A 21,730-nucleotide genomic window follows, 5' to 3' on the forward strand; every position below is an offset into this window, starting at 1 on the left:
AAAGCAGTAGCTTAAGCACTAGCATCAGCGATTCGAACTCGATCAGCACCAGCATCAGTAACAGTGAAAGTGCAAGTATCAGTGCATCGATTAGCGAATCAATTTCAACCAGCGCAAGTGAATCTGCAAGCGAATCGACAAGCTACAGCGGCAGCAGTTCAGTAAGTATGAGCGACAGTACCAGCACAAGCACGTCGATCAGCGATTCAAGATCGGATAGCACCAGTGTGAGTGATAGCGAAAGCAGCAGCTTAAGCACAAGTATTAGCGACTCAAACTCAATTAGCACAAGTATCAGTAACAGTGAAAGTACAAGTATTAGTGCATCAATCAGCGATTCAAGATCCGACAGTACAAGCATTAGTAACAGCGAAAGCGCGAGCTTGTCCGCTAGCTATAGTGGCAGCACTTCAGCAAGCATAAGTGAAAGTACCAGCTTGAGTACGTCTATAAGTGCCAGCGAGAGGAGCGAATCACAAAGTTATAGTGGTAGTAGTTCAGTAAGTACAAGTGAAAGTACCAGCACAAGTACGTCAATCAGCGATTCAAGATCCGATAGTACCAGCATAAGTGACAGCGAAAGCAGTAGCATAAGCACCAGTATTAGTGATTCGAACTCAATTAGTACAAGTACTAGTAACAGCGAAAGCACAAGTTTGTCCGCAAGCTATAGTGGCAGCACTTCAGCAAGCATAAGTGAAAGTACCAGCTTGAGTACGTCTATAAGTACCAGCGAGAGAAGCGAATCAGAAAGTTATAGCGGCAGTACCTCAGTAAGTACAAGTGCCAGCACAAGTACAAGTACGTCAATTAGTGATTCGAGATCCGATAGTACAAGCATCAGTAACAGCGAGAGCACAAGTTTGTCCGCCAGTTACAGCGGAAGTACCTCTGCAAGTATCAGTGAGAGCACAAGCTTAAGTACCTCATTAAGTGATTCTAGCTCAATTAGTACCAGCATAAGTTTGAGCGATAGTACCAGTACAAGCATATCGATCAGTGATTCAAGGTCTGATAGTACTAGCGAGAGCAACAGTGATAGTACAAGTCTAAGTACTTCTACAAGTATGAGTGACAGAATCGAATCAGAAAGTTATAGTGGTAGCACATCGCTAAGTATAAGTGAAAGTACAAGTACCAGCACATCAGTTAGTGATTCGAGATCGGAAAGTACCAGCATGAGTAATAGTGAAAGTGCAAGTGAATCGGCAAGTTTTAGTGGAAGTACCTCTACAAGTATGAGTAATAGCAACAGTACTTCAACTATTCCAACTTCGGTTAGCACGTCTACGACCAACAAAGGGATAACTACAGGAACCGCTGCAAAAGGATCTAAAGGAATTTCTACAGGTGCTTTGACTAGTGGAACAGGCCGGAAAAATACTTCAAGCAAAACCGGATCAATTGGAAAAGAATATCCAAAAACTGGGGAATCTCTTGAATCAAGCTTACAACTTTCATTTGTAGGGATAGCTAGTGTTCTTTCAGCTCTAGGGTTATTAAAGAAAAAAGATGAACAACAAAAAGACTAACAATTAGAAAGACAAAGGCATAGGGTTCAACAAAACAGGTTGGACTCTATGACCTAGTTACTAGTCTGCTTGTAGTATTAAATTTTAGTAAGTGGGGCTGATGAGGTCACGTGAAAACATCTAAAGTGGAAGAAATATTTCTGCTTTAGATGTTTTTTATTTATAAAATGGAATGGCAACACAAATGATTCTTATGTTATTGGATAAAAAAGACATAAAGAACAACTGTTTTTTATCATTAAGAAAAATCGACTTAGGAGTGACTTAAATGAATCATAAAAGGAAATATATTTTAAGGGTCATAGTTGTGATAATGAGTTTTGTAATTATTAATGTTCCAATTATTGGTAACACAGTTGGAATCGTACAGAGTGAGACAACGGAAGGTACAGGTTGTGAGGGTACCACTCCTGACAGTTCAACATCGATTATGGATAACAAAACACAAGAATCCACGATTGATTCTTCTCAAGAAAGTACAGAATCTACTACTTCAAGTAGTAATAAAATTTCAATGGTAGAGGATAAGCAGGAAACACAAAAAGAATCAGAAATAGACAAGATTGCTTTAGCATATAATGAGGATTATTGGTGGGATACGATCAATAATCGAGGCTTCACTTATAATGATGATATACCATTTTGGAGTGGTGGAAAGTCTGAGATAAATACATCTCAAGGCTATATTGAACTAGGAGAACCGTACATTTTTGAGACAGGTTGGAAATTTGTAAACATCACTTTTAGAGGAAATATTTATTCTTCTGGAGACAGAATTTATGATGAACTATTCAAGGGTATTTTAAATTATCAGGAAATAGAAAAACAACTTCGCTATAATTATGAGCCCCAATTATACAATGTAAAAATATCTTATCGAGGATTACCTGATGAAATAAAGGAGACATTACCTAAAGTTGATCCAAATCCGATTTTAAACGGAACTATGTACACGATACCAGCACCACCAAAAGTAGAAGGCTATGTTACTGAAGAATTTGCTTTGGTTTGGACAGCACCTTTTTTTATGCCACGAATGATTGGTTCTGAAACGTATATTTCTGGTGGGACACTTTCTGATGAAATTAGTTATGGTTATAAACCAGAAGAGGAATTAATAGCGCAGCCGATTATAGTCCATTATTTGGATATTAATGGAAACACTATTAACGAAGAGGATTCAATAATTGGGGGAATTGATGAAGACTATACAATAAGTGCTAAAACAATTCCTGGTTATACTTTGGTGAAAACTGAGGGGGCTACAAGTGGAGAATTTACTTCAAAGCAGCAAGAAGTAATCTATATTTATATAAAGGATGATTCGAGTAACTTTAATGGTTCTTATATAGACTATGCCGAGAATAATATTTCCAGTATAGCGGATATTGAACGGCAATTAAAAATTGTTAAGAATGTAAATTTGAGTTTAGTAACTTACAGTAACAATCAACTTAATGTAAATGTCGTTGGAACAACTCAGCAATTCAATTTATTAGGAACGATTCAAACAGTCTCAAAACGGATCCAAACAAAGAATGGCAGGGTCTACTATATGTTATGGCTTGACGGAAAACAATACGTTTTACATTCTGAAGCTTTTCAAGCATTGCCAACATCTTCTGATTTTACACAGGAAAGTGATTTGGACAAATATGTGAGTGTGAGTTTGGACTTTTTAGGAAATTATTTAGATAAGGTAAATAATGTTAATCATAGAATTTCTTTAGTCAACAACTATAATGTTTATGATGTATTAAAAACAGACGGAGATGCAGCTATTCCACCATATGCAGGAACCGTTTCTTCTATGGGATTGAAGGACAATGTGTTCACTGTAACTCAGGAATTTGTTTCCTCATACGGGATTAAATATTATAAGATCTTGATTGAAGGATATAGCTATTTCATTAATTCGGCTGCATTTATCGTCGAGGCTGTTAAATCTTTATTTTAGTGATGAAGTTGATCAATTTTTTGGGATGGTAACAAAATCTTAGAAAAACAGGATCTGCGGCAGAAAATTTTGGTTTTGTAATGGATTCTAAATTTATCTAAGCATTTTCTTAAGGAAAATTATACTATCATAAGTTTATTTTCCCAAATTTGGGAGTAGATCTCCCCTCATTAATTGTTAAGGTAAAATAAATTTAGCCAAGAGTTTTGTTTATTAGGATTATTTAGAATCGTTAATTAGATTGGTAACGAAATGCTTATTATAATTTTGTGAGGTTAGTATATTGAGAAAAAATGCAGTCATTTATTGTGTTACTGGATCACACATTCAGCTGACGGCGGTGTCAATCGCTTCAATTATGAATAATTATCAGAGTGAGGAACCTTTGGATATTCTTATTGTTGTAGGTGAACTAGGGGGTGAAGAGATAATTAGATTGAAGAATATTCCTAAATTTTATAAAAAAAAAAGCTATCTCCATTACTATTTGGTATCCTCCTGAAATGGTAAAACAAATCAAAAATTATAATAACACTCGTTTTCCAGAAGTCACATTGTGGCGTTTATTTCTGCCCTCCTATTTTAACAGCTATGAGAACATTCTATATTTAGATAATGATACGATTATCTATGATGATGTATCTGATTTCTTTAACCTTGTATCTGAAGAGAAGGTAATCGGAGCAGTTCGTGACTTCTACTTTTCGATGATTAGTGATAGGGAAGATAGTGCGAAGTACTTTGGTGTTAAAACCATGAAAAATTACTTTAATTCAGGATTTCTTTTATTTAAAGTAGCCAAGTTTAATGAATTAATTTCTTTAGAAGAGATTTTAGAAATGATAAATGAAAATAAATACATTTATTTGGATCAAACGATTTTAAATATTCTTTGTGAGAAATATGTGCATTTTTTACCGTATGAATACAATTATCAAAAGGACGATCATTGGCTATTTGATTGGGCAAAAAAAATAAATTCTCACAAATTTTCGGAGATCAAGAAGGCGAGAGCAAATATAAAAGTACGCCATTTTGTAGAATTCGAACATCACTCGCTGCCATGGGAGCACCTACTTGTACAAGATCAATGGGAGAGAGATTTTTGGAATTATTTGTGTGCGATAAAAACACTTTAGGCAGAATTTTATACTGATTAAGGAAAAAAACACCAATTATTGAAATCAACCCAGAAATTAGATATCTTTTGATCAATAAGAAATCTTTTTTCAGTGTTTCATCTAGAAGAGCTTGCGAACAATCTTTTTTTGATACTTGATAATGTTTTTAGAAAATGAAAATTAACTATCTATACAATGTAGGTTCTTTTGATCAAACATTATCGAAATTTTTGGGGGACAACTATTATGCAAGCATATTTTCTGCAAAATCAAGCATTATCAAACAATTATTCAGTTATTTCTGGAGATGAACCAATCGAGACATTTACCAGTAAACTTTCAACTTGGTTTGTGCAAGAATCAATTGAAAAATATTATTCAGCTTGTTTAATGTTAAACTCTTTCATGACTAAATGTTTATTTGAAATAGTGGCATTACTACACAGTACTTTCATATCCAAAATAGAAAATATGTCTCATTAAGTATTTGAGACATATTTTCTACTGTACGCTAAAAATGATTAGAAAACTAATACCCGCTAAAACTTTCACTATCATGTGCCTCGATGATTACTGGAAGTATAGTGTAGATATTTTTTGTCCCTTCTTTACGATCAGATAAGATGGCAAAAACCGTGTATACACCTGGTTTGTTCCAATTTCCCTCCACAGTTCCACCACCGATTCCATTTAGATATAAAGGTGTTCCATCAGCTGCATGAGCGTATATTCCTTTTTCTGGCAGGCTCCATTCAAAAAAATCGACGGTTGGCATTTGTCCTGTTTTTAAAGCTGGGCAGTAGATGGGGTTGATTTTCAAATTCTCACTTGGAGGAGTATAAGGATTCTCGTCACTAAAATAATCCTCATAACCTACGGGTGAAGTGTACAATTTACAGGCACCTGTCTGTTCTGTTGAGGCAGATATTTCTTTAGAAACTCCAAATACAAGAAAAATCGTGGCTACTGTAGCCAATACACCCAGTAAAACGCATCTTTTCATCATTATTATCTCCTTTCCTGTTATAAAAAAATTTTAGCATACCATTGGATGATAGAAATTGAATGTTTCAAAAATGGGAATAGTTCATAGAGCATTTAGATAGAGCCAAATAGGAATGTTCCCAGCTAATTCTTTACCTTGAGAATAATCAAAGGACAGCGCTAAGAATGCTCCTTTAGAAATCAGATCAAACATCTAATTTCTGAAGGAGCATTACGTTCGAGATAGTTTTATTTTAGTATGTTTACAGCTATAAGCTCTTTTTCTTCTCTAAATGATGCAAAAAGGCTCCAGCAGAAAATACTGTCGCTAAGCCTAGAAGTGATAACTGGCCGCTTAATTGATTAGATTCACCAGTCTTAGGAAGCTCTTTTCCTACAGTGTTTGATGTATTTGTATTTGTGTTGGCTAGAGTAGACTTTCCGCTAGTGGCCGCTTTATTTGAACCTAAGGCCGCTGTGTTTGCTCCACTAGTTTTATTTGTTGAAGAACCGTTTTTATTTATGGCAGCTAATGATTTGTTTTCACTAGCAGAGTTTGAAGTACTCATACTAGTACTATCTGAAGTTGAGGTAGAAGTACTTTCACTCCAATACTCACTTAAGATCTCAGAATTACGTGTACTTGAACTCTCACTATTGGCTGCTGATGATTTTTCAGAAGTACTTTCGCTAAAAGAAGTTGACGTACTTTCTGATGAGCTTTCACTCCAATACTCACTCAAAATTTCCGAATTTACTGTACTCGTACTCTCGCTGGCAGAAGTTGATGAACTTAAACTCATGCTTGAAGAGTCAGTAGTGGATTCGGTTGTTGATGTGCTTGTTGATTCAGTAGCAGAACCACTGGCAGAACTTGTTGTAGATGTACTGGCCGATTCAGTTAAGGAAGCGCTAGTAGATTCTGTGGTAGAACCACTTGTAGATGCACTGGAAGGCGCTGCCATTGAGTTGCTGGTAGATGACGCAGGAATCGTAGCAGTATTATTATTTGCTAATACTTTTCCTGTATCGATTTCTACACCAGCGTTGACTTGTGGAGTAGACTCAGCTGCTTGGGCGCTTGCTGATGAGGTGTTTACTCCAATAACGCCTCCAACTGCGGTTAACGTTGCATACATCCAATTTTTTCCATTTCTATGTGTTCGCTTTTGCTCTTTCTCTAGTTGTTTTCTTATTTCTTTTCTTCCCATATTTTTTAACAGATCTCCCTTCAAAATAATCTTTAGAATGATTTTGACGTGCTGAAATAAGTATCTCATAGTTCATTTCATTGGATTTATAACGTCTCAATATTGGGAAAAAATATTTTTGTGGAGAAGAATGAAATAGTATGGAATAGGAAGAAATCTTTGAGTCGTGAAAGTAAAGAGTAACAGTAAATGGGAGGAAAGGTAAATGGCATCATATTTAGTAATTGGTAGCGGCTTATTTGGTTCTGTTTTTGCGGAGCGAATGGCCAACCAAGGTCATAAGGTAACAGTTCTTGAAAAGCGAAAGCATATTGCAGGAAATATCTACACAGAAGAAATCGAAGGTATTCAGGTCCATAAATACGGCGCACATATTTTTCATACATCAAATAAGAAAGTTTGGGACTATATAAATCAATTTGCGATTTTTAATCGCTTTACAAATACCCCTATGGCTGTTAGCAAAGGTAAACTATATAACCTGCCCTTTAATATGAATACCTTCAACTCTTTATGGGGGGTAAAAAATCCAGAAGAAGCGAAAGCAAAAATTGCCGAACAAACGAAGAATTATAGTGAGAAAAAGATACATAATTTGGAAGAACAGGCACTTTCTCTTGTTGGAAAAGATATTTATGAGATTTTAATAAAAGAATATACTGAAAAGCAATGGGGGAAGCCCTGTGTAGAACTTCCCGCGTTCATTATTAAACGATTGCCGATTCGTTTTACTTTTGACAACAATTATTTTGATGATTTGTATCAGGGAATCCCTATCGGAGGATATACACAAATTATTGAGAAAATGTTGGATCATCCCAATATCAAGGTAGAGCTTAGAACTGATTTTTTGGAACATAAAAAAGAATGGATGAAAAAATACGATAAGGTGATTTATACGGGAATGATTGATGAATTTTATAATTATTGCTTTGGAGAATTGGAATACCGTTCGCTAAAATTTACGCATAAGCAGCTGTCTTGCAAGAACTATCAAGGAAATGCGGTGGTCAATTACATCGATAAGGATATTCCTTATACACGAGTTATTGAACATAAGCACTTTGAATTTAGCAAGCAAACACAAACAATTATTACAAAAGAATACCCAAAAGCATGGCGCAAAGGTGATGAGCCGTTTTATCCCGTGAATGATGAGAAGAATCAAGAAATCTATGACAAATACAAATTACTAGCAAAAACAGAATCTCAGATTATTTTTGGCGGTCGCTTGGGTATGTATCGCTATTTTGATATGCATCAGGTAATTGAAGAAGCTTTGAGTTTAGCTAGTAGGTTGATGGATTCTAAATAAACGAGGTGACTACTTATGACGAACACCGAAATACAGTTCTAAATTGATTATTAAATAATTAAAAAGTTAAGATCAGTTTACAAACAGTATTCACTTAAAAGTGCTCCAACAAATTTGCTGATTTGAATAATAAGAATCAGTATATGGTTGGAAAGCAAGTAACAGATTGTATTCTTCATTAATAAGAATTTCGTTATCAACGTCGTCTTTAAACAAATAACTTGTGACAGAATTTCTGCCATTCTCAAGATCAATTTTGATTTGAGCACAATTCTGATCAGGAGTGGACTTATCAGAATTGTGAGCAGCCATCGTTAGGTTTGTATACTAAATCAAACAAAGTGAGCAGTCTGTAACTGTGATGTAATTCACGGTTTTCTTTAGATACTTTTCAACAGTAACAGGATCTTGAGTGATAGCAATTTTCTAAACAGCTTCGACTCCTTCATCAGTCATTTGATATATCAAGATATTACCCTTGTGCTGTTGCATGATGACATGGGGGAATAAATCGGAAATTAAATCCCAGTCTTTAGTAATGAAGCTTTCATAAGCTTGGGCATTGACTAGGCTGATAAAACTTGTATCTTTGATTTTATGAATTATAGTGACTAAAATAACTCATTCCTTTTATTTTTTAACTCCTCTGTGCAGTAAGACATAAAAACTGATAAGGCTGAGGAGCATGCAGGTAGCCACAAGACCTTTACCCAGATTACTTGTTAAAAATTCCTGAGAAACAGGTATTCTGTAGAGAACACCAATTATTGCAGTAGTAAGCATGATAGGGACAAAAGGGGTTAACTCCTTTTTGTGTGTTTGTCTGAGAAAGAAAATCCCACAGCTCAAGAGAATTACAGCGATTATTGAGATTCCGACTAGGCCTTCTGTGTCGAGAGTCAAGCTGGTTTTAAAAAAGATTGACAGACTGATTCCAAGAATGATAAACATTATTGTTAGAAAGATTGCCAGATATTTTTTGAAAGTTCGTTTAGTCGTATATATGTTATTTCCAATCTGCCATACAATAATTATTGCGAGGATAGTCCAGTAAATACTGCCAATCAATAATTTTCCTACATCAAGTAATGTATTAGGTGAAGCAAGTGAAGGGATCACAGTGATAAGCGCGTAAACAAATAGAACAGCGACCGCTAAATGTACCCCATTTCCAATACTGATGGGTACTTCTTTCAACAGAGCATCAGCGATTTCCTTTGGTTGTTTGCCGAAGTAATCTTCAGCAGTTTCCCCATTTTCCTGAGCATCGAGAATATCCTGGAGGATCTCTAAAAGTGCTTCCTCTAATATTTTTTCATCTTTGAAAACGGAGTTGCTTCTAACGTAGATTAATAAATTTCCATAATATTCTTCGTTGATTGGATTTAAGAGTTCCTGTAATTTCGCGTTTTCTTTAATGAGCGATGTTTTTTTCATTTTATTTATTCTCCTTCAATAATTTTTCAACATTCCCCGACAAAAACACCCACTGCTTGATGAACGATTCCTTTTCGGTAAGACCATTTTCTGTTAAATGGTAATACTTTCGTTGTGGTCCCTCATCAGAAGCACGCATTTCACCAACAATTAACCCTTTTTTATCCATATTCATCAATAGAGGATAGATAGTTCCTTTAGGGATACTATCAAATCCAAATTTTTGCAGCTCTTCACTAATTTTATAGCCATATAATTCTTTTTTGGACAGAATAATCAAGATGCAGCCCATCAAAATTCCTTTAAGCATTTGAGATGAAACCTGTTGATTCATGCGTGGCCCTCTTTCTACTAGTTTGCTTAACAATATAGTAAAGTATTTCCAACTATATTGCAATGCAAACTAGCAGAATAATCTTTACGTTCAGGACAGAAAAATAACCGTTTAGGATAGTTTGAACTTATTGCATCGAAATTCCTTTATAGTGTTAGCTATAGGAGAAGGCATATTTTAGAAAGAAGGGAAGAGATCTTTTTGGTAAGGGAAACAAGTAGAATAAAACAGCTAAATCATAAAGTATTGCGGAGTTTGCAAAATCTTACAAAGAAACGGAAACGTTTGCTATTTTGTCTGCTGATTTTATGTGTATTCTGTTTATTTGGCTTTCTCAATGCCTATGCTGTCAATAACCCGACTTGGTTAGAAGGAACTTGGTCAAATCAGTCGGTGAAATATTCAATCAAAGCGAAAAGCAATGACCACAGATGTTGGAATATCAGACAAAATGGTTACATTCTAATGAAAGATGCGAAAATCACAGCAAACTCTTCAAAGAGAAATATTATCCTAACCAGAGAAGATAGCCAAACAGAATACCATATCGTCAAGCTGGAAAAAGACCGATTAGAATTGCAAATTTTTAACAATCAAAAGAAAATTAAAGCAATCAAGCTGAAAAAAGTTAAATGATATTTTTACTTTATTAAAATTATGGGATAAAAATATTGCATTCTATCTTTTCTTTTCTTCAAATTTGTTTACAATAAAGAATGTGAGAATGAAACTGCCTCTTAACATCTAAACTCTCTTTCTAACCCGGTAGTTTTATTTTTATAGGTAGTTTTTTTGAGGTATTTGAGAAATGCTGGACTTGCAATAAGCAGTCTCCAACAAAATGACACCTTGCCCTACGAAGAGCAGTGAGGAGCCATTTACTTCTCGCTACGAAGTCGATTGATTCGTCACTCTCTAGTAAGACAAAAGTATAAGCTATTCACAGCCTTGGACTTTCAAATAAGAAAGTCCAAGGTTTTTACTATTAAGCGAAGAAATATGTCTGGCAAACAGAAAAAAATGCAAGTTGTTCGGACATATATAGTAATCCTTGATCCTTTCTGTTAATCTGTATACAAAGACTAACGGAAAAGAAAGGAGAAACTATGAATCAATCAAAATATCAAACAATCGCCGATGAATTGAAATCAAAGATTCTTTCAGGCGAATATCCAGAAAATACAACAATCCCTCCCGAACTACAATTGCAAAAGGATTATCAGGTCAGCCGACATACGATTCGGCAAGCAATTGCCTTATTAGCGAATGAGGGCTTTCTTAGAAAGGAAAAGGGTTCAGGAACCTATGTAGACGTGAAATATAGGCGTGGGGAAAATACACACTCCGCTCACAAGACCATCGGCGTGGTCACCACCTACTTATCAGATTACATATTTCCTTCGATCATTCGTGGTATCGAAAAAACATTACGGGAAAAAGGTTATTCGTTATTATTAGCCAGCACCAACAATGATTTTCAGCAGGAGAAGGAATGTATTGAGAAGATGATTACCCAAGGAGTGGAAGGGTTGATTGTTGAACCAACAAAAAGTAATCAATACAATCCAAATTTGGCTTTGTATGTTCGATTAAAGGAACAGGGAATTCCAATGGTGATGATCAATGCGGTCTATGAAGAAATCAGCGCGCCCTATATTTGTGTCAATGATGTCGCCAGCGGGTATCTAGCAACAGAGTATCTAATTAAAAAGAATCATAAAAAACTGTTGCTAATAACGAAGATCGATGACCTACAAGGGAAATATCGGATGAAAGGATTTATCAAAGCCTGCGAAGAGTACGGCATCCAATTTTCACCAGAGGATATTATTACCTATGAGACCGAAACGAGAAAGGACGTCTATGAGCGGGTAATAGCACGTCTAGAGTCAGAATTACTTACAGGCATTGTGTGTTATAACGACCAGATCGCCAGTGGATTAGTAGATCAGCTAACTGCAGCTAAGTTCAAGATTCCAGAGGAGCTATCGATTGTCGGGAATGATGATTCAGCTTTAAGTAAGCTCGGAAATGTTAAGCTGACTACATTGAATCATCCGAAAGACCAAATGGGACATGATGCGGCGAACTGGATCATTGAGGCGATTGAAGAAGGACACGATCCAGAGAATATTCTATATGAACCTACATTGATCGAACGTGATTCAGTGAAACAATTATAATAAGTTGGAAAAACAGCTCATTTCGGTGAGCTATTTTTTGTTGGTTGAAATATTTGTACGAACAAAATGTATTATATTTTATTGACATGTACGTACACAAATTGTATGATAACGGTAACAAAAGAGAAAAAAGGAGGAGATTTCTATCGAAACGAAGGAAATAGTTGCAAAAACTAAGCTGGATATTATGGATGGCCGGACAGCTTTAGGCATTGAATTTGGTTCAACTAGAATCAAAGCAGTCTTAATCGGCTCAGATTTGGTTCCAATTGCCGCAGGCAGCTTCGAGTGGGAAAATACGCTGGAGAATGGAATTTGGACCTATTCACTTGAGGATATTTGGAAGGGCTTACGAGTCAGCTATCGTAAAATGGCGACAGAAGTATTTGAGAAGTATGGTGAAACTCTGACAACAATTGGTTCAATCGGCTTTAGCGCAATGATGCATGGTTACATGGCATTTGATAAAAATGATGAGTTGCTAGTGCCTTTTAGAACGTGGCGGAACTCGATTACAGAGGAGGCAGAAAAGCAGTTGACGGAAATTTTCCAGTATAATATCCCGCAACGCTGGAGCATCGCCCATTTGTATCAAGCGATTTTAAACAAAGAGGAGCACGTAAGTGAAATTCGATTTTTGACTACTTTGGCAGGTTATATTCATTGGCAGATGACCGGACAAAAGGTTTTGGGTGTAGGTGATGCGTCTGGAATGTTCCCAATCGAGACTGAAACAAAGAATTATGATCAAAAGATGCTGAAGCAATTTAGCGACTTGACTAAAGGTACCGCCTTCAAGCAAGAGCTGAATCAAGTGCTGCCGAAGGTCTTACTAGCTGGGGAATCAGCTGGCAACTTGACGAAAGAAGGAGCATATTTACTCGATCCGACAGGTACTTTGCAGGAGGGAATTCCTCTTTGTCCGCCAGAAGGTGATGCGGGGACCGGCATGGTGGCAACCAACAGTGTCCGCCAAAGAACTGGGAATGTGTCGGCTGGAACCTCAGCTTTTGCCATGATCGTTCTTGAAGAAAAACTCAAACAGGTTCATCCAGAAATCGATTTAGTCACAACGCCAGTAGGCGATTTAGTAGCAATGGTTCATACAAATAATTGTTCTTCAGAAATCAACGCCTGGGTCAATTTGTTCAAGGAATTTTCTGACGCACTAGGTTTAGAAATCAGTGGAGACAAACTGTATCATACGCTATTTGAAAAAGCATTGGAAGGCACATCTGATTGCGGCGGGATGCTTTCTTATGGTTATTATTCAGGCGAAAATATCACCGGAATGAATGAAGGACGTCCATTATTTGTCCGAACACCTGAAAGTAAGTTTGATTTAGCCAACTTTATGCGTCTGCATTTATCTAGTGCCTTTGGTGCAATGCGCCTTGGAATGGAGATTTTGAAAAAGGAAAATATCAAGATCGATAAGCTCGTCGGGCATGGCGGAATTTTCAAGACACCAGAAGTAGGTCAAAGAATCTTGGCTTCAGCGATGGAGGCGCCGGTAACGGTGATGGCGACAGCAGGTGAAGGTGGTGCTTGGGGGATCGCTTTACTTGCTGCTTACCAATTAGAAAAAAATCTTTCTCTGTCAGATTTTCTAGAACAAAAAGTATTTGCGACGAGTGAAGGAGTAACCATCGAACCAACAACAGAAGATCTACAAGGATATAGTCAATTTATTGATCGCTACGAGAAAGGTTTATCGATTGAAGCCGAGGCGATCACTTCGTTAAAATAAGGATTTCAGTTTGTCGTACCCACATGACAAAAAAAGAACCATTTGCCTGATCGTGCATCAACTGCATGGATGACGATACAAGGCAAGAGAAAAAATGAATACTTTAATACGAATTATGAAATGAATGAGGAGCGAAATTGATATGTTAGAGCATTTAAAGGAAGAGGTTTTTCAAGCCAATTTGGAATTACCTAAACAAGGCTTGATTAAATATACTTGGGGAAATGTCAGTGCATTTGATAAAGAGACGGGCTATTTTGTCATCAAACCAAGCGGCGTAAGCTATGAACAAATGCAAGCATCCGATATGGTCGTTGTCGATTTAGACAACAATGTAATTGAGGGGGAATTGAATCCTTCTTCTGATACACCGACCCATGCTGTGTTGTACAAAGCCTTTCCTGAAATCGGCGGGATTTGCCACACCCATTCCACTTGGGCAACCATTTGGGCACAGGCAGGACTGGATTTACCGGCAATGGGGACGACCCATGCAGATACTTTCTATGGCAAAGTTCCATGTGCAAGATTTTTAACCCAAGAAGAGATTGACGTTGGCTATGAGCACGAAACAGGAAATGTCATCATTGAAACTTTTAAAGAACGCGGGATTGATGTTATGGAGATACCTGGTGTGCTATTACATGGACATGGACCATTTACTTGGGGAAAAGATGCAGATAGCGCCGTCATGAACGCGGTTGTTTTAGATGAGGTTGCCAAAATGAATCTTTTTGCACGTCAATTGAACAGTTTTTCCGAAGAATTGCCACAGCGTATTTTAGATAAACATTATCTAAGAAAACACGGGAAAAATGCCTATTATGGGCAAGGTAAATAAAACATCAATGTTAAAAAGGAGCGAATAGCTATGTTAGAAGTGAGCAAAAAAGAATTTTGGTTTGTCGTAGGATCGCAGCATTTATATGGAGAAGAAGCGCTGAAAAGTGTAAAAGCTGATGCAGAAGCGATCGTAAAAGGACTGAATGATAGCGGAAAAATGAACTATCCCATCGTGTTAAAGGAATTAGCGGTAACTTCTGATACGATTACAAAAATTATGAAGGAAGTCAATTATCGTGATGAGGTGGCAGGTGTAATCACCTGGATGCACACCTTCTCACCAGCAAAAATGTGGATTCGTGGGACCAAATTATTACAAAAACCCTTGCTGCATTTAGCGACACAGTTCAATGAAAGTATTCCTTGGGAAACTATCGACATGGACTTTATGAATTTGAATCAATCGGCTCATGGGGACCGTGAGTATGGCTTTATTAATGCCCGCTTGAAAAAGCAAAATCAAATCGTTGTTGGCTATTGGCAAACAGAAAGCGTCCAAAAACAACTTGCTGACTGGATGGACGTTGCAGTAGCATATAACGAAAGCTTTAACATCAAGGTGGCTCGTTTTGGTGATAATATGCGCAATGTTGCCGTGACAGAAGGCGATAAAGTCGAAGCGCAGATTCAGTTCGGCTGGGTCGTTGATTACTTCGGTATTGGTGATTTGGTGCAGTATGTTGATGCCGTCAAGGATGAAGAAGTGGATGCTCTGTTTGCCGAATACAAAGAATTATATAATTTTGATTATGGCGATTATGATCGGGCGACTTGGGAAGCCCACGTTAAGGTGCAAGCGAAACAAGAAATTGGGATTCGCCGTTTCTTAGAAGCAGGTGATTACAATGCCTTTACTTCAAACTTTGAAGACCTTTATGGTATGCAGCAATTACCTGGACTAGCGGTGCAACGCTTGATGGCAGAAGGATATGGTTTTGCTGGAGAAGGCGACTGGAAAACAGCCGCTTTGGATCGTTTGATGAAAGTCATGGCGCATAATCAAAACACTGGATTTATGGAAGATTACACGTATGAATTAGCTGCTGGAAAAGAATCCATCCTGCAATCCCATATGATGGAAGTTGATCCAACATTGGCTGTTAATAAACCTAAGATTGTTGTCTCACCATTATCAATGGGCGATCGTGAAGATCCGGCTCGTTTGGTATTTGATGGAAAAGCTGGTGACGGCGTGGTAGTCTCAATGGCAGACTTTGGAACGCATTATAAATTATTAATCAATGAGGTTGAAGCGTTTGAACCAACAGAAGAAGCACCAAAATTACCAGTGGCTCGTGTGCTTTGGAAGGTAAAACCAAACTTCCATGAAGGGGTAGGTAAATGGATCGAAGTCGGCGGCGGACACCATACGGTTGTATCTTTGAATCTTACGACTGAACAAATCATTACATGGGCAAAATTGGTTGATTTAGAATATGTGACAATCAAGTAGAAGATAAAATATTGGCTTGGAAATGATCAAGTCAATATTTTATTAAACCAATAAAAGTAAAAAACACTATTAGTTTGAGCGTAAAGGTTTACTTTTAAGCTAATTAAAGGTATATTGTACTAAAATAATAAAAGTAAAAAAAACTATAAAGGGGTTCTCATTGTATGAACAGCAATTATGATTCAAAGGAATATATTGAAAAGGTAGATGCATGGTGGCGTGCAGCAAACTATATTTCCGTTGCGCAAATGTATTTGAAGGACAATCCTTTGTTAAGAAAGCCATTGAAAAAAGAAGATGTTAAGACGCATCCGATCGGCCACTGGGGAACGATTGCAGGTCAAAACTTTGTCTATGCTCATTTAAATCGGGTAATCAATAAATATGATTTAAATATGTTTTATATTGAAGGTCCCGGTCATGGTGGTCAAGTCATGGTGTCAAATTCCTATATCGATGGCAGCTACAGTGAAATTTATCCAGAAGTCACTGAAGATGAAGCTGGATTGAAAAAATTATTTAAGATGTTCTCATTCCCAGGCGGAATCGCCTCACATGCGGCACCAGAAACACCTGGCTCTATCCACGAAGGCGGAGAGCTTGGCTACTCACTCTCGCATGCGACAGGTGCAATCTTAGACAATCCAGATGTGATTGCCGCAACTGTTGTAGGTGATGGCGAAGCGGAAACCGGTCCTTTAGCTGGCGGTTGGTTCTCAAATGTGTTTATCAATCCAGTAAATGATGGTGCAGTATTACCGATTGTTTATTTAAACGGCGGAAAAATTTCAAATCCAACAATTCTTTCTCGCAAGAGCGATGAAGATTTACAAAAATATTTCGAAGGTCTTGGCTGGAAGCCTTATTTTGTGGAAGGTACAGATCCTGAAAAAGTTCATCCAGTAATGGCTGAAACATTGGATAAAGTAATCACAGAAATCAAAACGATTCAAGCAAAGGCTCGTAAAGGTAAAGCAGAAGATGCTGCGATGCCGCAATGGCCAGTCATCTTATTCCGTACACCAAAAGGCTGGACTGGTCCGCAAACTTGGGATGGCGAACAATTAGAAGGAACCTTCCGTGCGCATCAAGTGCCAATCCCAGTAAGTTCAGAAGATATGGAACATGCTGATAAATTAGTAGATTGGTTGAAATCGTATCGTCCAGAAGAATTATTTGATGAAACCGGAAAAATCGTCGATGAATTGAAAGAAATCTCACCAAAAGGCGATCGTCGGATGTCTACCAATCCAATCACCAATGGCGGAATTGATCCAAAACCAATGACTATGCCAAATTGGAAACAATATGCGATTGATATGACAACACCAGGTGCGGTAATGGCACAAGACATGATCGTCTTTGGTCAACAAGCTCGGGATATGATCACTGAAAATCCAACCAATTTCCGCATCTTTGGACCAGATGAAACGAAATCCAACCGTTTGAACAAAGTCTTTGATGTGACGAATCGTCAATGGATGGAACCAAAAAACACTACCGACGAATGGCAATCATCGGTTGGTCGTGTGATTGATGGTCAATTATCAGAACATCAAGCAGAAGGTTTCTTGGAAGGTTATGTATTAACTGGTCGTCATGGTTTCTTTGCCAGCTACGAATCATTCTTGCGTGTGGTTGACTCGATGTTAACGCAACATTTCAAATGGATGCGTAAAGCCAGCGCACATGCTTGGCGCAAAGAATATCCAGCGTTAAATCTGATTGCAACTTCTACGGTCTTCCAGCAAGATCATAATGGCTATACCCACCAAGATCCAGGTGTGTTGACTCATTTAGCTGAGAAGAAACCAGAATTTATTCGTGAATATCTGCCTGCAGACGCAAACAGCCTAATGGCAGTTATGGATAAAGCGATGCAAGACAAACAAGTGATTAACTTGATCGTTTCAAGTAAACACCCACGTCCACAATTCTATTCTGCGAACGAAGCAGAAGAATTGGTCGAAAAAGGATTGAAGGTCATTGATTGGGCAAGTACTGATAATGGGGAAGAACCAGATGTTGTGATTGCGGCAGCCGGAACAGAACCTAACTTGGAAGCTTTAGCGGCTGTATCGATTCTGAATGAACAGTTTTCTGATTTGAAGATTCGCTTTGTCAATGTCGTGGATATCTTGAAACTACGTCATCCTGATATTGATCCTCGTGGATTGACTGACGAAGAGTTCGATGAAATCTTTACTACGGATAAACCAATCGTCTTTGCTTTTCATGGATACGAAGGTATGGTTCGTGACATCTTCTTTGATCGTCACAATCATAATCTGCATATTCATGGTTATCGTGAAAATGGTGATATTACAACGCCATTTGATATGCGTGTCTTCAGTGAGTTGGACCGCTTCCATTTAGCTCAAGAAGCAGCGAATGCAGTTTATGCAGAAGATGCAAAAGACTTCTCAGTACAAATGGATGAAACATTGGCAAAACATCATGACTTTATTCGAACAGAAGGTCGTGATCTTCCGGAAGTAGAAAACTGGAAATGGCAAGAACTGAAGAGAAAAGGGTATCACTTTAGTTAAGCATGCGTTTCATTAAGAAATTTAATTACTGAATAAAGACCTGTAAACAGAGCCGATTATGGCATGTTTACAGGTCTTTTTATAGTAGTGATCTTGTTTTTCGATATTCCTTTGGCGAAACGCCTTCTTTTCGTTTAAAGATATAGCTGAAATAATTAGGGTCATTGTAGCCAATTTCTGATGCAATGCTTGAAAGCTTCCAATCGGTTTCTTTTAGCAGACGTTTTGCTTCAGTCAGTCGCTGTTCAGTCAAATATTCAACAAAGGTCTTTCCCACAGATTGTGAAAAAACAGTACTAAAATGGGAGCTGCTGAGATTTGTATGGGAGGCAACATCGCCCAAAGTCAGTTCTGGATCTGAGAAATTCTGTTTAATATAAAGAATCGCTTGTTCAATAAGATCACGATACTGTCGCATACTTTCATCAATAACCGTACGTTTTAAAAAATCCAACACCTGATTTAAATAATTACGAAATAATGTATTATCAGAAATAATCGCTGAGAGATTGGAAGGTGTGGCGATCGGAAATTTTGTTTTTACTTTCTTATTTTTTTCTTCCACTAATTGGTTCAATTCATTTAGCAGAGCTAGACGATACAACAAGGTGTTTTCGCTTTTTTCAGCTTTCTCTATCAATTCATCGATCAGTAAATGAAGTGTTTGTGTGGTAATTTGATCAATTTTCTTCTTTAAGTCAATTTCTTTTTCGTATTGATTCATTTTCATACCAAAGTCCTGATAATAGAGAATTTGATGATGTGTTTGTATTAAGGAATAGTCCAATAGATTTTTAGCGGTTTGATAGCTTTGTTGAATCTCACTGATTCGTTCGACAGGATTACCAACTGCAATAACGAGCTTTGATTCAGCATTACTTAATTTGGAGTAGAGTGTGACGGCAACCTGATCCGCCTTGCTTAAGAGCTCTTCTTTATTGGCATCGAAAAGAAGTATTTTAATAAAACGAGAGGACAAACAGGAAAAAAGCAAGTTTTCATCATCGACAAATAGTTTGGTCATCTTTTCCCGAAAATACTCATAATCAGCAAAATTTTTATTTATGTGATTGGCAATCAGTAATACGCTGAATTTTTTTCCTGCTATTTTTCTGTTCAGCTGTCTCGCTTCTTCGATCGCTTCTGACGTAGAAACTCGATTTTCAAACAGTGTATTCAAAAAAAGATTCTTTTTTACGTCGTAGGAGTAGGAGTCAATGGCAGCCGGTTGCTTTTTTTGCTCTAATTGAGTAATGACTTTTTTGATACTAGCTTTCAGTTCGTCAATTTTAATTGGTTTCAACAAATACTCTGCCACTTGTAAATGGATGGCCGCTTTGGCGTAAGTAAATTCATCAAAGCCGCTGATAAAGATAATTTGAATATCAGGAAGATTCTGTCGGACTTCTTGCGAGAGTTCGATTCCATCCATAAAGGGCATACGGATATCCGTTAATAAGATATCTGGCTGCAGTTCGAGAATCATTGAGAGAGCGACTTCACCGTCACCAGCTTCACCTACGATTTCGATTGGAAGCTTCTCGGAAAGCTGTGTTAAGTTTCGTTTTAAAGATTCAAGGATCAGGTGCTCATCTTCAGCGATAAAAACTTTATACATGTTTTGTGGCTCCTTTTTGCATAGTCGGGACAGTCACATGGACAGTTGTCCCTTTGTCTACAATACTCGTGATCGTGATTTTCGCTTCTTTTCCATAGTAAAGCAATAAGCGTTTGTTTACATTGAACAACCCATAGCCCTCTGTAAAGTCAGTATCTAAACCATCCGCCAATTCCTGATTGATTTCCTTCAGCTTCTGTTCTGGAATGCCTTTTCCATTATCAATAATATAAAAATGAAGTTCGTCCTGTTCGCCCAAAAAGGCCTGTACGATAATCTTTCCTGTTCGTCGAACCAGTTTTGTTCCGTGATAAACCGCATTTTCAATTAACGGCTGCAGAATCATTTTTAGTATGGAATAGTCTTTGATTTTTTCTTCGATTTCGATTGAATAAGTCAGAGCATCGCCATAGCGTATTTGTAAAATGATCAAGTAATCATGAATATGTTTAATTTCCTTTTCAACAGGAATCCAATCCTGTCCTTGACTTAAGGAAATTCTGAAGAAGTCAGAAAGGGCATAGGTCATTTCTTTGACCTTTTCACTTTCCCCCATCTCTTCTAAGACTAAAATGGCGTCTAAGCTATTATAAATGAAATGTGGAGTAATTTGTGCTTGGAGTACTCGTACTTCGCTTTGAGCTAGATTGTATTGCTTCAAAGCATTTTCTTCCAAAAGAACCACCAGATTATCCGCCATTTCATTCATACTGTTGCTTAGTTTCTGCAATTCATTTCCCGGCAGCGTGTTGATCCGATAATTCAGTTTGCCGTCAGAAAGGGCATCCGCCATATGGATCATTTCCTCCATTGGCTGCTGGATCTGCTTCATCAAGCGCGTATTTGTCGATCTTGTAAAGAAGATAATCGCTGCGATAATGAAAGCTTCGATCACGGATAATATAATGATGGATTGTCGGACTTGCTGACTTTGGTTCGCTGCAAGCTTGATTTCAACATTGACGAAGTCTTGCAAAATATCGTGAACTAAATTAGTTGCCGATTCTACATGAACCATTAATTCCTGATTCTCTTGGAAGGGTTCGTTGGCTTTAATGTTAGCTACGATCTTTTCCAAATAGTTGTTAACATTATCCAACGAGCGAGTGACAATATTTAGCGTCGCGCGTTCTTGGGTGCTTTGCGTATTCTTTTTAATCTGGCGGATTTCCTTTTTAATGCGATGGACGTTATTACTTTTAGTGAATTCTTCAGGAGTCAGTTGTCCATAAGTGAGACTCCAAGCTTCTTCTATAATTTTTTCTTCTACGTCATTAGCGATACGATTGGCTTCGGAAATATTGCCAACACTGCGCTCATAGGTGAAAAGGTAGCGGGTATATATCAACACGCTGATGATCAGCGGGACAATGGATAAGACTAGCATCAGCCAACTGATACGCTGCAAGAGTGATTTGATGGTCGTCTGTTTTTTCATCAGCT

17 protein-coding genes are annotated in these 21,730 nt (G+C 37.6%); 11 read left to right on the forward strand and 6 right to left on the reverse strand.

The window, feature by feature from the left end:
- The first annotated feature begins 783 nt into the window (after positions 1–783).
- The 4 genes from OMU_RS23810 to OMU_RS00960 all read left to right on the forward strand — a co-directional run bounded on the left by OMU_RS23810 (position 784) and on the right by OMU_RS00960 (position 4,628).
- Positions 784–921, forward strand: a complete 138-nt coding sequence (locus OMU_RS23810) for a hypothetical protein (RefSeq protein ID WP_176747084.1) — start codon at positions 784–786, stop codon at positions 919–921.
- Positions 922–1,178: 257 nt separating this feature from the next.
- Positions 1,179–1,532 (forward strand): hypothetical protein, encoded by a 354-nt coding sequence (locus OMU_RS23815; RefSeq protein WP_051122611.1) that lies wholly within the window; start codon positions 1,179–1,181, stop codon positions 1,530–1,532.
- A gap of 268 nt (positions 1,533–1,800) precedes the next feature.
- Complete coding sequence (locus OMU_RS00950) at positions 1,801–3,489, forward strand: MucBP domain-containing protein (RefSeq protein ID WP_016178097.1); 1,689 nt, start codon at positions 1,801–1,803, stop codon at positions 3,487–3,489.
- A 503-nt stretch (positions 3,490–3,992) separates the two neighbouring features.
- A complete protein-coding gene (locus tag OMU_RS00960; RefSeq protein ID WP_016178099.1) occupies positions 3,993–4,628 on the forward strand; it encodes a glycosyltransferase in 636 nt (211 codons plus the stop codon).
- A 511-nt stretch (positions 4,629–5,139) separates the two neighbouring features.
- Here the strand turns inward: OMU_RS00960 and OMU_RS00970 are convergent.
- Both OMU_RS00970 and OMU_RS22750 read right to left on the reverse strand, forming a co-directional pair.
- The gene (locus OMU_RS00970; protein WP_016178101.1) at positions 5,140–5,616 is read right to left on the reverse strand and encodes a hypothetical protein; all 477 of its coding nucleotides are present in this window, start codon (positions 5,614–5,616) and stop codon (positions 5,140–5,142) included.
- Between the two features lie 247 nt (positions 5,617–5,863).
- A complete protein-coding gene (locus tag OMU_RS22750; protein WP_016178102.1) occupies positions 5,864–6,805 on the reverse strand; it encodes a hypothetical protein in 942 nt (313 codons plus the stop codon).
- A gap of 205 nt (positions 6,806–7,010) precedes the next feature.
- Between OMU_RS22750 and glf the strand changes: the two genes are divergently transcribed.
- A complete protein-coding gene (gene glf / locus OMU_RS00980) occupies positions 7,011–8,120 on the forward strand; it encodes a UDP-galactopyranose mutase (protein ID WP_016178103.1) in 1,110 nt (369 codons plus the stop codon).
- A gap of 630 nt (positions 8,121–8,750) precedes the next feature.
- Here glf and OMU_RS00985 read toward each other — a convergent pair.
- Complete coding sequence (locus OMU_RS00985) at positions 8,751–9,557, reverse strand: DUF1129 domain-containing protein (protein ID WP_016178104.1); 807 nt, start codon at positions 9,555–9,557, stop codon at positions 8,751–8,753.
- 1 nt (position 9,558) lies between these two features.
- Positions 9,559–9,891 carry a PadR family transcriptional regulator gene (locus OMU_RS00990; RefSeq protein ID WP_016178105.1) on the reverse strand — a complete coding sequence of 111 codons (333 nt, stop codon included), beginning with the start codon at positions 9,889–9,891 and terminating at the stop codon, positions 9,559–9,561.
- Between the two features lie 201 nt (positions 9,892–10,092).
- On the opposite strand from OMU_RS00990, the gene OMU_RS00995 reads away from it, so the two are divergent.
- The 6 genes from OMU_RS00995 to OMU_RS01020 all read left to right on the forward strand — a co-directional run bounded on the left by OMU_RS00995 (position 10,093) and on the right by OMU_RS01020 (position 18,669).
- Complete coding sequence (locus OMU_RS00995; protein ID WP_016178106.1) at positions 10,093–10,527, forward strand: hypothetical protein; 435 nt, start codon at positions 10,093–10,095, stop codon at positions 10,525–10,527.
- Between the two features lie 470 nt (positions 10,528–10,997).
- Positions 10,998–12,074, forward strand: a complete 1,077-nt coding sequence (locus tag OMU_RS01000) for a GntR family transcriptional regulator (protein ID WP_016178107.1) — start codon at positions 10,998–11,000, stop codon at positions 12,072–12,074.
- Between the two features lie 187 nt (positions 12,075–12,261).
- Positions 12,262–13,824, forward strand: coding sequence for a xylulokinase (locus tag OMU_RS01005; protein ID WP_016178108.1), 1,563 nt, complete (start codon positions 12,262–12,264; stop codon positions 13,822–13,824).
- 142 nt (positions 13,825–13,966) lie between these two features.
- A complete protein-coding gene (locus tag OMU_RS01010) occupies positions 13,967–14,665 on the forward strand; it encodes an L-ribulose-5-phosphate 4-epimerase (RefSeq protein WP_016178109.1) in 699 nt (232 codons plus the stop codon).
- Between the two features lie 30 nt (positions 14,666–14,695).
- On the forward strand, positions 14,696–16,120 hold the full coding sequence (gene araA, locus OMU_RS01015; RefSeq protein ID WP_016178110.1) for an L-arabinose isomerase: 1,425 nt from the start codon (positions 14,696–14,698) through the stop codon (positions 16,118–16,120).
- A 164-nt stretch (positions 16,121–16,284) separates the two neighbouring features.
- The gene (locus OMU_RS01020; RefSeq protein WP_016178111.1) at positions 16,285–18,669 is read left to right on the forward strand and encodes a phosphoketolase family protein; all 2,385 of its coding nucleotides are present in this window, start codon (positions 16,285–16,287) and stop codon (positions 18,667–18,669) included.
- A gap of 79 nt (positions 18,670–18,748) precedes the next feature.
- Here OMU_RS01020 and OMU_RS01025 read toward each other — a convergent pair whose 3' ends face one another.
- On the reverse strand, positions 18,749–20,287 hold the full coding sequence (locus OMU_RS01025; RefSeq protein WP_016178112.1) for a response regulator transcription factor: 1,539 nt from the start codon (positions 20,285–20,287) through the stop codon (positions 18,749–18,751).
- Positions 20,280–21,725 carry a sensor histidine kinase gene (locus OMU_RS01030; protein ID WP_016178113.1) on the reverse strand — a complete coding sequence of 482 codons (1,446 nt, stop codon included), beginning with the start codon at positions 21,723–21,725 and terminating at the stop codon, positions 20,280–20,282. Before OMU_RS01030 ends, OMU_RS01025 begins: the two co-directional genes overlap by 8 nt.
- Positions 21,726–21,730 lie beyond the last annotated feature (5 nt).

This window comes from Enterococcus avium ATCC 14025 (assembly GCF_000406965.1).
GTDB classification, from domain to species: domain Bacteria; phylum Bacillota; class Bacilli; order Lactobacillales; family Enterococcaceae; genus Enterococcus_A; species Enterococcus_A avium.

What these genes read in the sequence shown, in the direction of transcription:
- OMU_RS00970 (WP_016178101.1), bottom strand. Translation starts at nt 5,616, where the DNA reads ATGATGAAAAGATGCGTTTTACTGGGTGTATTGGCTACAGTAGCCACG.
- OMU_RS01010 (WP_016178109.1), top strand. Translation starts at nt 13,967, where the DNA reads ATGTTAGAGCATTTAAAGGAAGAGGTTTTTCAAGCCAATTTGGAATTA.
- glf (WP_016178103.1), top strand. Translation starts at nt 7,011, where the DNA reads ATGGCATCATATTTAGTAATTGGTAGCGGCTTATTTGGTTCTGTTTTT.
- OMU_RS01000 (WP_016178107.1), top strand. Translation starts at nt 10,998, where the DNA reads ATGAATCAATCAAAATATCAAACAATCGCCGATGAATTGAAATCAAAG.
- OMU_RS00985 (WP_016178104.1), bottom strand. Translation starts at nt 9,557, where the DNA reads ATGAAAAAAACATCGCTCATTAAAGAAAACGCGAAATTACAGGAACTC.
- OMU_RS01020 (WP_016178111.1), top strand. Translation starts at nt 16,285, where the DNA reads ATGAACAGCAATTATGATTCAAAGGAATATATTGAAAAGGTAGATGCA.
- OMU_RS01030 (WP_016178113.1), bottom strand. Translation starts at nt 21,725, where the DNA reads ATGAAAAAACAGACGACCATCAAATCACTCTTGCAGCGTATCAGTTGG.
- OMU_RS00950 (WP_016178097.1), top strand. Translation starts at nt 1,801, where the DNA reads ATGAATCATAAAAGGAAATATATTTTAAGGGTCATAGTTGTGATAATG.
- araA (WP_016178110.1), top strand. Translation starts at nt 14,696, where the DNA reads ATGTTAGAAGTGAGCAAAAAAGAATTTTGGTTTGTCGTAGGATCGCAG.
- OMU_RS22750 (WP_016178102.1), bottom strand. Translation starts at nt 6,805, where the DNA reads ATGGGAAGAAAAGAAATAAGAAAACAACTAGAGAAAGAGCAAAAGCGA.
- OMU_RS01025 (WP_016178112.1), bottom strand. Translation starts at nt 20,287, where the DNA reads ATGTATAAAGTTTTTATCGCTGAAGATGAGCACCTGATCCTTGAATCT.
- OMU_RS00960 (WP_016178099.1), top strand. Translation starts at nt 3,993, where the DNA reads ATGGTAAAACAAATCAAAAATTATAATAACACTCGTTTTCCAGAAGTC.
- OMU_RS23815 (WP_051122611.1), top strand. Translation starts at nt 1,179, where the DNA reads ATGAGTAATAGTGAAAGTGCAAGTGAATCGGCAAGTTTTAGTGGAAGT.
- OMU_RS01005 (WP_016178108.1), top strand. Translation starts at nt 12,262, where the DNA reads ATGGATGGCCGGACAGCTTTAGGCATTGAATTTGGTTCAACTAGAATC.
- OMU_RS00990 (WP_016178105.1), bottom strand. Translation starts at nt 9,891, where the DNA reads ATGAATCAACAGGTTTCATCTCAAATGCTTAAAGGAATTTTGATGGGC.